The 13,088-nt window shown below is 67.3% G+C and carries 11 protein-coding genes and 1 tRNA gene; 3 read left to right on the top strand and 9 right to left on the bottom strand.

What is annotated here, in order from left to right; genetic code table 11:
* Positions 1-1,776: 1,776 nt before the first annotated feature.
* The 5 genes from OXG79_05960 to OXG79_05940 form a co-directional block, all read right to left on the bottom strand.
* Entirely contained in the window at positions 1,777-2,094 is a 318-nt protein-coding gene (locus OXG79_05960) for a helix-turn-helix domain-containing protein (protein MCY3783312.1), read from the bottom strand.
* Between the two features lie 246 nt (positions 2,095-2,340).
* A tRNA-Lys gene (locus OXG79_05955) sits at positions 2,341-2,416 on the bottom strand.
* Between the two features lie 65 nt (positions 2,417-2,481).
* Positions 2,482-3,180, bottom strand: coding sequence for an ABC transporter ATP-binding protein (locus tag OXG79_05950; GenBank protein ID MCY3783311.1), 699 nt, complete (start codon positions 3,178-3,180; stop codon positions 2,482-2,484).
* 6 nt (positions 3,181-3,186) lie between these two features.
* On the bottom strand, positions 3,187-4,374 hold the full coding sequence (locus tag OXG79_05945) for an ABC transporter permease (protein ID MCY3783310.1): 1,188 nt from the start codon (positions 4,372-4,374) through the stop codon (positions 3,187-3,189).
* Between the two features lie 235 nt (positions 4,375-4,609).
* Positions 4,610-5,161 carry a peroxiredoxin family protein gene (locus OXG79_05940; protein MCY3783309.1) on the bottom strand — a complete coding sequence of 184 codons (552 nt, stop codon included), beginning with the start codon at positions 5,159-5,161 and terminating at the stop codon, positions 4,610-4,612.
* 247 nt (positions 5,162-5,408) lie between these two features.
* Here OXG79_05940 and OXG79_05935 point away from each other — a divergent pair, with 247 nt between their 5' ends.
* The 3 genes from OXG79_05935 to OXG79_05925 all read left to right on the top strand — a co-directional run bounded on the left by OXG79_05935 (position 5,409) and on the right by OXG79_05925 (position 7,676).
* Positions 5,409-6,620 carry a mandelate racemase/muconate lactonizing protein gene (locus OXG79_05935; GenBank protein MCY3783308.1) on the top strand — a complete coding sequence of 404 codons (1,212 nt, stop codon included), beginning with the start codon at positions 5,409-5,411 and terminating at the stop codon, positions 6,618-6,620.
* Between the two features lie 340 nt (positions 6,621-6,960).
* Positions 6,961-7,260, top strand: a complete 300-nt coding sequence (locus OXG79_05930) for a type II toxin-antitoxin system prevent-host-death family antitoxin (protein MCY3783307.1) — start codon at positions 6,961-6,963, stop codon at positions 7,258-7,260.
* Positions 7,257-7,676: a type II toxin-antitoxin system VapC family toxin gene (locus OXG79_05925; GenBank protein ID MCY3783306.1), complete on the top strand. Its 420-nt coding sequence runs from the start codon at positions 7,257-7,259 to the stop codon at positions 7,674-7,676. Before OXG79_05930 ends, OXG79_05925 begins: the two co-directional genes overlap by 4 nt.
* A 58-nt stretch (positions 7,677-7,734) precedes the next feature.
* Here the strand turns inward: OXG79_05925 and OXG79_05920 are convergent, their stop codons facing one another.
* The 4 genes from OXG79_05920 to OXG79_05905 all read right to left on the bottom strand — a co-directional run bounded on the left by OXG79_05920 (position 7,735) and on the right by OXG79_05905 (position 12,947).
* Positions 7,735-9,540 carry a family 10 glycosylhydrolase gene (locus OXG79_05920; protein ID MCY3783305.1) on the bottom strand — a complete coding sequence of 602 codons (1,806 nt, stop codon included), beginning with the start codon at positions 9,538-9,540 and terminating at the stop codon, positions 7,735-7,737.
* Between the two features lie 139 nt (positions 9,541-9,679).
* Positions 9,680-11,446, bottom strand: coding sequence for a family 10 glycosylhydrolase (locus tag OXG79_05915; GenBank protein ID MCY3783304.1), 1,767 nt, complete (start codon positions 11,444-11,446; stop codon positions 9,680-9,682).
* Between the two features lie 240 nt (positions 11,447-11,686).
* Positions 11,687-12,232 (bottom strand): DUF1697 domain-containing protein, encoded by a 546-nt coding sequence (locus OXG79_05910; GenBank protein ID MCY3783303.1) that lies wholly within the window; start codon positions 12,230-12,232, stop codon positions 11,687-11,689.
* 202 nt (positions 12,233-12,434) lie between these two features.
* Positions 12,435-12,947 (bottom strand): hypothetical protein, encoded by a 513-nt coding sequence (locus OXG79_05905; protein ID MCY3783302.1) that lies wholly within the window; start codon positions 12,945-12,947, stop codon positions 12,435-12,437.
* Positions 12,948-13,088 lie beyond the last annotated feature (141 nt).

Below are 13,088 nucleotides of genomic sequence, written 5' to 3'. Positions count from 1 at the left end.
GACTGCGTCTGCGGGTTCATCTCCGAGGACCCGACCCCAGTCGCTCAGTCGCCGAGCGTCCCCACGCAACACGGTTGCTCCTGAGTCTGGGGACGACTCGCTCAGGTCGGCCGCCATCCACTCTGCCCTTCGAAGAAACGCTCGCGCCGGCTTGGAGATCCGTGGCTTCCTTCGGATCGCGGGGCGCTGGTAGGGCCAACGGACTTGGACCATTGCGCAGTCCCGCAGGGCACCTAGCAGGGACCACTTGAGATACCGAGTCGTCGCTCTATGGGGATGAGCCTTCAATTGGTCCCGGATGCTGACCAGTTCGCCCAAGGAGTCCTCGTCAAAGCTCCGAGTCACCAGATCCGTCTCGCGTGAGATGTCCGCCTTGACAATGTCACCAGCGACGCGCTGTGCGTCGTCAACGATGCGCGCCGGCCTCGCGAAGGGCTGCACCTTGAGCTTGGCCAACTCGGCAATCTCCGGGTGCGCCTCGATCCCGGCGTACCGGAATCCTTGCTCAACCCCAGCTCTCCATCCCGTTGCAGCGCCAACGAACGGATCAATCAGTAGATCCCCGGGCCGCACGGCCACGGCCTGCAGCGCAGCTCCGAGAGCTGTCGGGGAGAACCCTGCGGGATACCGGAACCAGCGATCAAAGGGCACGTTCCGCGGTCCGTTGGAAGCTCCGCCACCGTTTGTAAACTTCACCGCGGCGCTCTTTATCCCGCCACGGCGAATATATCGGATTCTCCGTGATTGGTCCAGTGTGCAGGGAGGACTCGTGGACCCCACTATCGTCGACTTGGAGAATTGGGAACTCTCAGTCACTGGCTGATCGAGCGGTCTACACCTAGTCGCGAGGGCCCGAGCGTTGCGGTCTGGCACCGTGCGCTGTCCTGCCTCAATAGGCTTCGGGAACCGCTTTAGCCTAGTCGCGAACTCTCCCGTTGAGCTGTCGTGGTCGCGGTGCGTAGTGCCAAGTCAGCCATCCGCCGGCAGCACCACTTGGAAGCAGACTGCCCCCTGGTCGTCCGGCGTGATGGGCGCGGGCGTTTCGGGAGAGATGACCGGGCGAAGTCCAAATCGCTCAACGACGCCGAGGATCCGGTTGGCGCACTCGTGCAATCTCGTCCCGCCCTCATCGTATTCACGACGGACCGGCGACAGGGCACGGAGCACTTGAGCGGCCTGGGGCACAACAAGCACGTCCGTCGCTGCGTTATTCGGCGCCAGCCGGGGCATCGGGAGCGCCCAGCACTGACTGGCCGGTGGAGTTGGAGCTGACGCAGCCAAAAAGGGAGCGTACTGTGAACCCTTTGCCGGGAGACTCTCCTATGGAAAGACTCCGAATTTTCCGGCCGGATCAGCGCCTAGGATGTCCTCTTCCCGAGATGTAGCGACGGGTGGGGCTCATCTCGACGGCCTTTGCGGCCACATTTTGGCAGCTCCAAGGACTTGGGCTGGAGCTCGACCTTGAGTGCGGCACCCTGTGTGGGCGCGGTCGTGGTTGTAGTACGCAAGATACTGGGCCAGATCGGTGCGCAGGGCCGCGAAACGGAGGATCAAGGCCCGGGCGAAGGTGGGTGGTAGCACTTCTCCCAGATGGTCTGGTGGACGCGCTCGACGCGGCCGTTGCTCTGAGGCCGACCTGCGCGGATCCGCGTGTGGCGCGCGTCGGCGTGGGCCAGGGCCTGCCGGAAGATGGCACTGGTGAACCCGCTGGCCTGTCGGCGCTGACGCGCAGGAGCGACCAGCTGTGACGGGCCAAGACTGCCGTGACCTGCTGGGCTAGGGCCGCAGTGTGGCGGGCGGCGGGATTGCGCGGGGTGTTGTGCAGGGGGCCCAGGTGTAGCTGGTGGCGACATCAATGGCGGTGTACTGCCAGGTGCGTCCCCGGGAGCCTGCCAGTAGGCAGACGTGGAAGCAGTCCAGTTGCACCAGGTCGCCCGGCTGCGCCGCCTCGATGTGGCGCACCGGCTTGCGCCAGCGGTAGTAGGTCGACGGATGCACGCCCAGGATTCGGCAGGCGGCGCGGACGTTGCCCAATTCCTCGGCCAGCGCGAAAAGCCGTAGCCGAAACCGATACAACACGTCATCATGGGTCATGAGCGCTGCCTCGCTTCCATCTCATCGTTTGATCCCGACGAGATAAAGCGTGCACCGCTCTCTGGCGTCAGCCCAAACCTACGCCAAGTGTCGCGTCTCTTTGGGAAGAGGACAGCCTAGTTGACTCGTAAAGAGTGCTCAGACCTTGCCTGAAGCAGCCGGGTCTCCCGAAGAAATGTTGGCGAAATGTTGGCAAATGGCCATTTTCGGAGGCTCTTGAGACCCTCAAGAGCAGCCTTTCAAACCTGGTGGGCCGGGTGGGACTCGAACCCACGACCTTCGGATTAAAAGTCCGCTGCTCTACCAACTGAGCTACCGACCCGGTCCAAGTTTAGCGGTCGAGCGGGTCTGGCCGGCGCGCAGCCTGCGCCAGACTGAACGGCTTGCCTACTCCGCCTGACCGTTCGTGATCTGGCCGTCGAGCATCTCGACGATGCGTCCGCACGCCTCGCCCACGCGCGGGTCGTGCGTGACCATGAGGATGGTCTGCTGACGCTCGGTGTTGAACCGGCGCAGCAGGTCGAGGACCTCGTTTGTGCTCTCGGAGTCCAGGTTGCCCGTCGGCTCGTCGGCGAGCATCAGGTCGGGCTGTGTGACCAGCGCCCTCGCGATGGCCGCGCGCTGCTGCTGACCGCCCGAGAGTTCCGTGGGCCGGTGGTCGCCGCGATCCCCGAGCCCGACCCAATCCAGGGCCTCCGCGGCCGCCCTCATGGCCTCGGAGCGGCGGCGGCCCGCGTATTCAGCGGGGAGCGCCACGTTCTCGATGGCCGTCAGCGTGGGCACCAGGTTGAACGCCTGGAAGACGAAACCCATCCGCTCCGCCCGCATCTTGGTCCGCTCGCGGTCCGAAAGGTCGGCTACGTCGTTGCCGCCGATTACCAGGCTCGCCGGCGGGTCCGAGTCGTCGGGGGAGTGCAGCAGGCCGAGGATGTGCATCAGGGTGCTCTTGCCGCAGCCTGAGGGCCCCATGATCCCCACCATCTCTCCGGCCTCGATGGCGATGTCGGCGCCCCGCAGCGCGTGTACGAGGTTCTGGCGGCCGAGCCGATAGGTCTTGTGCAGGTGGCGGGCTTCGAGGAATGCCATGCGCGCCTACTCGTACCTGAGCGCCTGGACCGGATCGAGCCGGGCGGCGTTCCAGGCTGGCAGCAGCCCGGCCACGGCCCCGAGCACGGTCGCGAACGCCAGCGCCACCACCGCGGTCGGCGCCGTCAGCTGGAACAGGATGTTCCCCGAATCGCGTCCAAGCTCGTTCGCTACGGTCACCACGACGGCGCCGAGCCCCAGTCCCAGCAGTCCCCCGAGCAAGCCGATGCTGGCGGCCTCGATCACGATCTCGCGCATGATCCGGCCGCGCGTGGCGCCGATCGCCCGCTTGATCCCGATCTCGCGCGTCCGCTCGGCCACGCTCATGGCCATGGTGTTGATTACCGAAAGGCCGCCGACGACCAGGCTGATGAGGCCAATGCCGACCACGATGGCGTTGAAGATCTCCGTCGCCGAGGTGATCTCTCGGTCGAAGTCCGCCCCCGTCAACGTTCCCACCTGCGCCACGCTGGCCTCGATGGCGTCGGCGAGGACTTCCGTGTCCACACCCGCCTCTGGGTAGACCGTCACCTGAGAGATCAGCTGGTCGGCCCCTAGACCGGTCGTGGCCAGAATTGGCGCGTCGGCGGTGAGCAGCGCCTGGGCCGCCTGGAGCGGGACGTACGCCAGGGTGTCCGGCGCGGTCAGGGTGGGTTCGAGCACGCCGATGACCTCGAATTCCACCTGGCGCAGTTCGATGGAGTCTCCGGCGCGCTTGCCAAACTTGCGGGCAAGATCGGCGCCCAGGACCACGACGTTCGCGCCTTCGTCATCCGGTGTCGTCAGCCGGCCTTGGGCTGCCCGGACCTCGAATGCCTCGCGCCCCTCATCGGCGTCCGCCACGGCGCCGACGATGAAGTCCGGCAGGCCGAATCCTCCGCCCCCCGCCTCATTCGGATCGAGCAGCAGCTGGACTTCGGGGACCACGACCGCCGCCCCGGGGACGTTGGCAATCTGGTCGGCCACGCTGAGCGGCATCGGGGTGGACCCCAGGCCAAACGCGGGATTCGTAGCGTCGCTGACGATGATCTTGTCCTGGTAGTAAGTCGAACCACCGTCCACGATGAAGTTGATCCGGTTCGCCATCGAGCTCATCACGACCAGCACCCATATGCCGATGGTGATTCCAATCACGGTGAGCGCCGTGCGGAATCTCCGGCGGGTCAGGTTGCGCAGGATGCGGACCACATACATCAGGTTGCGTGCTCGGTGAATGTGTCAGGGGGCAGCCAGGCGGAACGGTACCGCACGGACCGGCCTTGAGATGTAGCAACGGTTACTTACCACCCAGCGCTGCCGGCGCAAGTTCGTGCTCCTCAATCCTGCTGGGCTCGTATCTGTCATTCCGAGCGCAGCGAGGAATCTCAGACGTTCATCCGCGGCCGCACGGATGGGCAGCACCAACGCACGGCCCGCCTTCGCTCGCGCCTCAGTTCCCGCCCGGCGTCCCCTCCACCTCGAGAATCGCGTCCAGGATCGTGCTGATCGACGGCCGATCGCCGATGCCCTCGCCTACCTGACGCCAGTGCACCACCCGCCACTTCCCAATCAGCAGCACCGCCGGCGCGGACACGCCGTCGCCCAGCAGGTCGAAGACGCCGAAGCTCTCGGCCACCACGTGATCCGGATCCGCCAGGATCGGATATTCCGCGCGCGTGTACTGGGCCATATCCGCGGCTCCCTCGACATCGTCCGTGCTGATGGCGACCGGTCGGTACCCCACCTCGGCGAAGAGGGGAAGGGCTCCCTGCAGCTCCACGAGCTGCGCGCGGCAGATCCCTCAGAAGAAGCCCCGATAGAACACCAGGATGACGCCCTGACCGTCCTCGACAAGGCCGGACAGCGTCACCGCGTTCCCGTGCGCGTCCTGCACGGTGAAGTCCGGCGCAATCTCCGCGCCTTCCGGCGGACCCTCCTCGCCGCACGCCAATAGCAAGCTGCCGACCAGCGCGAGAGCAACCAGGGCGACCAGAGATTTCATGCGGCAAGGATACGGCACCTACCCTCACGGCAATCGGTGCGCCTGTAATGTCATTCCGAGCGCAGCGAGGAATCTAAGGGTCAGGTAAACGGGCACAACGCCCGTGGCGTACCGGCGGCGTTCCCCCACAGTCATTCCCGCGGAGGCGGGAATCCACCCCTCCAAGACCTCCGCGCCAACCGGCCACCTCCCGCCCCGCTATAGACTGGACCCCACCCGCGGCCCCGGGCCTCACCTGGACCCCGCCATGCGCATCACCCGCGTGCGGCTCTTCGAGCTTCACGGCGAGCTCGACTACGACGGCGAGCTGTGGGAAGAGCGCGTCGTCCGCCCCATCGACGTCTATCCCGAGCACAAGCACGAGCGCGGCTACCCCATCGCCAGCGGCGGGGTCGGGCAGCAGCGCAACGCGCGCGGCGCATACCCGATTTCGTCCATCTTTGTGTCGGTCGAGACCGACGAGGGCGTCAGCGGCCTGGCGGGAACCATCGACCGGCAAACGGCCTTCGTCATCGACACCGATGTCGCACCGCTCGTCGTCGGTGAGGACCCGCTGGCCATCGAGCGCATCTGGGACAAGCTCTACCGCCAGCTCATCCACGCCCGCAAGGGCCAGCCCATGTTCGCCATCAGCGCGCTCGACGTGGCGCTGTGGGATCTCAAGGGCAAGTGGCTCGGCCAGCCGGTCTACCGGCTGCTGGGCGGCCCGGTGCGCGACAGCATCCCGGCCTACGCCAGCATGCTGGGCTATTCGCTGGAGCCCGACCGCGTCACCGCCCGCGCGCGTGAGGCCGTTGACGCCGGCTTTTCCGCCACCAAGTGGTTCTTCCGCCACGGGCCGGACGACGGCGAGCCGGGCGCCCGCGCCAACGTGGATCTGGCGCGAACCGTGCGCGAGGCCGTGGGCGACGACGTCGAGGTGATGCTCGACGCCTGGAATAGCTGGAACGCGCGCTACGCCATCGACATGGCCCACCGCATGGCCGAGTACCGCCCCCGCTGGATCGAGGAGCCGGTCAAGCCCGACGACATCCCGGCCTACGCCCGCATCCGCGCCGCCTCACCGGTCCCTATCGCCGGCGGCGAGCACGAATACACCCGCTGGGGCACCCGCGACTACATGCGCGCCGGCGCCGTCGACGTCTTCCAGCCCGACACCATGTGGTGCGGCGGCATCAGCGAGACCATGAAGATGGCCACCATCTGCTCGGTCTACGACGTCCCGATCGTCTTCCACGGATCCAGCGTGCCGGTCAACGTCCACATCAGCGCCGCGCTGCCGCCCACCCTCTGTCCCTACGTCGAATACCTCATCAAGTGGAACGACATCCGCCAGCTGCACCTGCAGCACAAGACCCAACCCATCAACGGCCGCATCGCCCCCACCAACGCCCCAGGCCTCGGCCTCGACATCGACGAGTCCACCGTCACCGAAAGGCGGGAGCTCTCCTGGCGGTAATCCCCGATCCCGGGTCCCCTCCGTCATCCCGAGTGCGTCCGTCATTCCGAGCGCCGTATCTGTCATTCCGAGCGCAGCGAGGAATCTCAGGGGCAGGCGATTGGGCACACCGCCCATCAAACCCTCGCGGCCGCCGGCCGGCCGGCACTCCGGGAAACGCCGAATACTGCTTACGCTCCGTTCGCCCCCGTATCAAGCACGGGGCAGGCCCTGAGCTTGTCGAGGGGCGTGGCTCGACAGGCTCACGACGAACGGGGTGAAGAGTCTCAGACGTCCGACCTTCGCCGTGCGGCGAGGATTCGCGCTGGATTAGTTGAAATAATCTGGCTAGACTAGCTTGATGAAACGCGCCAGTGTGAGCGAAGCCAAGAACGGCCTCAGCGTGCTCCTCAACGAGGTTCGCCGCGGGGAATCGGTGCTCATTACGCACCACGGGGCGCCCGTGGCGCGGATTGAGCCGTACCAGGCGTTGGGAATTGGGCTGGATGCGGCGGCGGAGGAGCTGGTGCAGCGGCAGGTTGCCGACCCGCCGCGGGCCGTATTTGACGCCGAGCGTTTCCTGGCCGAGCCCGCGCCGCGCCTTGGCGAGGGTTTCAGCGCGAGCGGCACAGTCGCGACGGAGCGGGACGAGAGTCGCTGAGGTATTGGGACTCGTCCGCGCTGGTTGCACTCCTGGTCGAAGAACCGACCAGCGCGGCGCGGCGGACGCTGCTGCGACAGGACCCCCGCATCGTGACGTGGTGGGGCAGCTGGATCGAGTGCGCGTCGGCGCTAAACCGCCTCCAACGGGAGGGAGGTCTCGACCAGCACGACCTACACCAGGCGCTGACGCGACTTGAACAGCTGGCCGCCGCGTGGCTGGAGATCCGACCGCTGGAGCAGGTGCGGCGACGGGCATTGCGCCTGCTTCGGATTCACCCTCTGCGTGGCGCCGATGCCCTGCAATTGGCCGCGGCGCTCAGCGCGGCGGCCGAAGACACCGCCAGTCTCGAATTCGTCAGCAGTGACACGCGCTTGTCAGCCGTGGCGCACTTGGAGGGCTTCCGAGTCCGTTAGGTGTGCGCTTCGGGGATGACTCGGCGACATCGCTGGCCAGAATTCCGGCGCTCCGGTCTTACCCCGGCGTCTCGTAGGCGAAGTCCCACCCGTCCCACTTGCGCAGGGGCTTGATGGTGCGCGGCAGGTCGGGCTCGCCGGCGGCTTGCCAGGCGGCTATCTCGTCCTGGTGGCCCAGGCGTTTCAAGCCGCTCCACATGGGCTGGTGGTTGGCCCGGCCGCAGCCGCCCGCGGCGTCCCAGAAGAACATGTGCCCCGCGCCGGCCTCGTAGACCGTCGACGCCCGGCGGCGAAAGTCTTCCGGCGACTGGTGTCGCGGCATCAGATTCGGCGCCAGCACGCAGTCGGTCCCATCCACGAGGTCCACGAAAAACGCCAGCTGCGACGGGTCCGTCCAGGACGGGTGGTGGCTGTCGTAGACCGGCTCGGAGCTATAGGGGATCAGCGTGTCGATCAGGCCTTCGTTTAGCCACGCGCGCAGGTCGATGCCGTCCTGCAGGTTCTCCTGCTCGGTGGCTGCGACCACCGCGCCCACGTCGATGCGCGACCCCCGCGCCGCGCCCGCCTCGTTCATCGCCGCGCGCACCTCGCGCATGAAGCCCGTCAGCGTGCGCGCGCGGTAGGCCAGCCAGCGCGGGTCGTCCGCCGCCAGCTCGCGCGGGTCGAGTCCGTATTCCTGCTGGAAGCCCTCCACTACCGGCGGCTCGTACTCCACCAGCGGCATGCGCCGGTTGAACAGCAGGCACACGCCATCCACGGGCCGCTCCACGATCTCCCGCAGCAGCGAGATGACAAACTCCCGCACCGCGGGATAGCTGTAGGCCATGCGCGGCGTGCGGTTGCCCGCCCGGTCCTCGCCGCGGCATTCGGGATGCCGGTCGAAGAAGACCTCGCCCAGGCTCGCGCCGTCCAGCGGCGGCGGGTATTTGAACCCCGCCACGCGGTAGCAGGCGTGGAATTCCATGCCCAGCGCGTGCGTGTGCGCCAGCGCCACGTCGAAGGGGTCCACGCCCTGCCGTTGAAAGTCCCGCCAGCTTTCGGCGTGCATGCGATCGCCGCGCCGCCCGAAGTCCTCCTGCCCTTCCATGATTTCGGCGCGGGCGACGCGGCTGAAAAACCGCGTGCGGTCGCCGCCGCCGGCCTCCCAGTAGATGCGGGAGACGTCGGTGTCGCGGTAGGGCTCGATCTCGCGCCGCACCTCTTCCTCGGTGGTGAGCCGGAACAGGTAGTGCGGCCCGTGCGAGTCGTTGTGCGCGAACAGCCGCCGCGTATCGGTGCGGGCCAGGTCCGCCTGCCAGATCTCGAGTTCGTCGTCGGTCAGCGGCACCAGCTTCACGTAGGCCACGCGCGCCGCCGGCCCGCTGAATGACCCCGGCGCGTCCCCCGGCGCCACCCGCCGGACCAGCTGGCAGATATCGAGGCTCATGTCCGTGAGGTCGGCGATCTTCCAGAACATCTCGGCCACTCCGCCGCCATGCCAATCCGGCAGCAGCCGGGATTGCTTCGAGGAAAGGTCCAGCGTCAGCAGGGAATAGGTGTCGTCGCTGCTGAGCTTGACCGGAACGGCCACCGTGGCGGTGTCGTCGGTGCACTTGAAGTTCGGCACGATGCCCACCGACACCGCGTGCCAGCCGCTGGCGCGCAGCGGAAAGCTCACCACCGGCGCGGCGGTCTCCGGCCCCGCCGCGATCATGGTGCCCGCCACGTCGTCCGTCTCGAACGACATGGTTCGCCAGTGCCCCCGCTTGCCCGTGGCGCTCAGCGCCGAGGCCGGCTCGCAGCGGTCCAGGTCCGCGCGGTACTGCGGCGGGCTGCTGAGCCAGCCGTCGGCAAAGAGATCGGTCGCCGCTGCCGTCATGCTCATTGCCTCCTCTTCACTCGATTGCCGCCCGACTCCCTCTCCCTGGAAGGGAGAGGGCTGAGGTGAGGGTCATCCGCCCCCCTCTCCCTCGACGGGAGAGGGCCGGGGTGAGGGTGATTCGGCACACGGCCAACAGCCACCATCATCCCGGCGTCGTGTAGGACAGGTCCCAGTCGTCCAGCACGTCCACGTTTTGCGCGGTGGGTTGCAGGGAAGGCTCGCCCGCCGCGCGCCAGGCCTCGATCTCGTCCCGGTGCCCCAGCCGCCGCAGCGCGTTCCACATCGCGCCGAAATTCGCGCGGCCGGAGCCGCCCGCCGAGTCCCAGAAGAACAGGTGATCGGCGCCCGCGCCGTAGATGCCCGCCGCCTGGCGGCGCACGTCCTCGGGCGGGCGGTGGCGCGGCAACATCCCCGGCGCCAGCACGCAGTCCGTCCCGCGCACCAGGTCTACGAAATACGCCAGATCCGCCGGATCCTCCCAGGACTCCTCGCGCGACTCACCCATCGGCACCGAGGTGAACGGAATCAGCGTGTCGACGATGCCCTCCTCGACCCAGGCTCCCAGGTCGATCGCGTTCTGCAGGTTCTCCTGCTCGCTGCTCACCACCACGGCCGAGACGCCAAGTCGCTTGCCGTGCACCGCGCCCATCTCATCCATCGCCTGCCGCACCTCGCGCATGAACTGGGTGAGCTCGCGCGCGCGGAACCGCAGCCAGCGCTCGTCGTCCGCCGGCAGCGCGTGCGGATCGAGGCCGTATTCCTCCTGGAAGGCCGCCACCACCGGCGGCTCGTACTCCACCAGCGGCAGGCGCCGGTTGTAGAGCAGGCACACCCCGTCGATGGGCCGCTCGGCCATCTCGCGCAGCAGCGAAACTATGTAGGCCCGCACCTCGGGGTAGGAGTAGGCGATGCGCGGCGTCGTCTGGCGGTTGCGATCCACCCCGCGCCATTCCGGATGCGCCGCGGCGAACGAGTCGCCCACGTTGAAGTGGTCCATCGGCGGCGGGTACAGGAATCCGGCGACCCGGTAGGATGCGTGAATCTCCAACCCGACGTCGTGACAGTGCTCGATGGCGATATCGAGCGGGTCCTCGCCCAGCTCGCGATACTCCCGCCAGCTCTCGGCGTGCAGCCGGTCCCCCACGCGCGCAAAGTCCTCGGCCTCGTCGAACGTGCACCAGCGCGCGAATTTGCTGAAGTAATAGCTGATGTCGCCTTCGCCGGCCTCCCAATACATGCGGGAGAAGTCCGTGTGGCGATAGGGCTCGATCTCGCGCCGGATGCCCTCGGCATCCGTCAACCGCCACAGGTAGTGCGGTCCGTGCGCGTCCTGGTGGGCGAAGAGTGTGCGGGTGTCAGTGCGCTGGCGCTCGGTTTGCGCCTCGGCGGCCTCGGCGTCGGACAGTGGCACCAGCTTGACATAAGCAATACGCACGATCTCCGACCGCCAGGCGCCCACCGCATCCACCGGCGCCGTCTGCCACTGCGGCTGCCCCAGCACCAGTTGTTGGCCGGTCAAATCGGCCGTGCGCCAGTACAGCTCGACGAGTTGCAGGTCGTGCCCGATCTCGGGATGCGCCGGCTGCGCCGTGAGCATCGTCGGCGTCGCATCGCCGCTCAGGCGCGCCAGCACTTTCGATGGGGCGCCTTCGTAACCCGGCGGCGGCATCACACCCAGCGTGATCGCGTGCCAACCGCTCGCGTTCAGGTCCAGCGTCACGTCCGGCGCGGCCGTCTCGGGACCCGCCAGCAGCATCTGGCCGCTCAAATCGCCGGCGGTGTACGACATCGCGCGCCAGCGATGGAATGCCGGCACCGGGCCCACGGCGTCCGCCGGCTCCACGGCGCTCAGGTCGGTGATGTAGACCGGGTCGTTGACCAACCCGCGGTCGGCGATGCGGTCGGTCATAGGCACCTCGCCCTCAGCAAGGACCGCGGCCGCTCACGCCCCACTCGCGCGGCAGGCCCGGCGCCACGGTGATTGCCGCACCTTACGCCGCACCGTTCCCGCAGCACAAATCCGGCGCTGTTGACTTCTGGAGTCCCGCGGTTTGGGGGTCTCACCGAGCAGCCGCTTTGTTCGTCATCCCGGCGGAAGCCGGAATCCAGCCACTCCGGGCGTCGGTCCGCGCACCGGCGTTTCGCTGCCTTAGTCGCCGCCGACCATCTCGAGCAGCTTCCCGACCGTTCGCCAGTTGCGAATGGTGATCGTCGTGCCCAACGTCCGGTCGAAGTAGTCGACCGTCAGCTTCGACCGCGCCGTGCCGTTCGGGAAGTGCAAATAGACATCGCGTCCCCTCACCTCGAAGGCGTCCTGCGGGGAGCGGTCCGGACCGAGCTCGGCGATCCTTGCCGCACTGGGTTCCTCCGCCAGGAACCCCACGTGAAGCTTCGCCGGGTCCGCCCCCGCCGCCAGAAACGGATTGCCGTCCACCACCGCGCCCAATTCCGCCGCCGACCGCGTCACGACGGGAACCTGGAATCCCTTGGTGGCGGCAATCTCCGCTTCAATGAGCTCTGGAATACGCGCCGCCAGCGCCGGCTCCGCCCGGAACACCACATTCCCGCTTTGGATATACGTGCGCACGTCCGCGCAACCCGCCGCCTCGAACATCGCCCGCAGCTCCGCCATCAGCAGCTTCTTGGTGCCGCCGACGTTGATGGCCCGCAGCAGCGCGATGTAAACGCCGCTCATGCGTGGCTCCTCTGCAATCGTCCGCGCTTCGCCCGAATCAGACGACCATAGACCATCGGGCCGAGCCAGCGTCCGCCGGTAGGGGCGAGTTTCAAACTCGCCCGCGCACAACCATGCCGCCCACCCGTTCGTGGTGAGCCAGTCGCACCACAACGGCAAGCTGCCACCGATATGGTGCGCCAACGCGGTACCCGCGCCCGCCCTACAGCCTCGCCTTCCTCATCACCTCGATGAGCCGGCCCCGCAAAGGCCTCGGGGCCTGCAGCAGCTCGTAGAGCCGCTCCTCGACCTCAGCCTTGTTGGGCACCTTCCAGTCGGGGTATCCCCCGATTCTCCGCTTGAGGAACTGCCGCAGCTCACCGGGCCCGGTAAACGTCTCCTTCGCCGACAGCAGCTCCGCCAGGTAGGCCCGGCGATGGGCGTAGGCGTGGGATCGCCCCGCCAGCTTGTGCGCGATCTCGACGTGCTCATGCAGCACCACCAGGTAGGCGAATTCCGGCTCGGCGTTCACGAAACTCTCGGGGAGGTAGATGTTGCCGTCCTCGTCGTACATGGCGAGATCCGCCCACTCGGGCCACGGATCGCAGATGAAATAGCGGACCTCGGTCCGATCCACCTCGCACGAATCCACACGGGTCACGTTGGCCTTGAGGGCTGCGATCAGCTCTGTGAGCTCTGGATGCGGCAGCTTGAGCTTCTTGGTGGGCTTGGGCATCGCTTGCTTCTCCTTTGTGAACTCCAGCGCCCTGGCAGCTCTTTCCCCAAATAGAACGCGCCGCGGCGCCCATGCGCCACGCACTCATGAACAGCGCTTCCCCATCGACCACAGCCAATACGCTTCGCCAACCCGTTCGTG

This window comes from Chloroflexota bacterium (assembly GCA_026706485.1).
Taxonomy (GTDB): domain Bacteria; phylum Chloroflexota; class UBA11872; order UBA11872; family UBA11872; genus JAJECS01.
This window is presented reverse-complemented; position numbering and strand designations above follow the sequence as displayed.

Bases quoted from the DNA above. Each gene is read 5' to 3' on its own strand.
- OXG79_05930 (MCY3783307.1), top strand. From the start codon at position 6,961: ATGAAACGCGCCAGTGTGAGCGAAGCCAAGAACGGCCTCAGCGTGCTC.
- OXG79_05915 (MCY3783304.1), bottom strand. From the start codon at position 11,446: ATGACCGACCGCATCGCCGACCGCGGGTTGGTCAACGACCCGGTCTAC.
- OXG79_05935 (MCY3783308.1), top strand. From the start codon at position 5,409: ATGCGCATCACCCGCGTGCGGCTCTTCGAGCTTCACGGCGAGCTCGAC.
- OXG79_05905 (MCY3783302.1), bottom strand. From the start codon at position 12,947: ATGCCCAAGCCCACCAAGAAGCTCAAGCTGCCGCATCCAGAGCTCACA.
- OXG79_05945 (MCY3783310.1), bottom strand. From the start codon at position 4,374: ATGTATGTGGTCCGCATCCTGCGCAACCTGACCCGCCGGAGATTCCGC.
- OXG79_05920 (MCY3783305.1), bottom strand. From the start codon at position 9,540: ATGAGCATGACGGCAGCGGCGACCGATCTCTTTGCCGACGGCTGGCTC.
- OXG79_05910 (MCY3783303.1), bottom strand. From the start codon at position 12,232: ATGAGCGGCGTTTACATCGCGCTGCTGCGGGCCATCAACGTCGGCGGC.
- OXG79_05950 (MCY3783311.1), bottom strand. From the start codon at position 3,180: ATGGCATTCCTCGAAGCCCGCCACCTGCACAAGACCTATCGGCTCGGC.
- OXG79_05960 (MCY3783312.1), bottom strand. From the start codon at position 2,094: ATGACCCATGATGACGTGTTGTATCGGTTTCGGCTACGGCTTTTCGCG.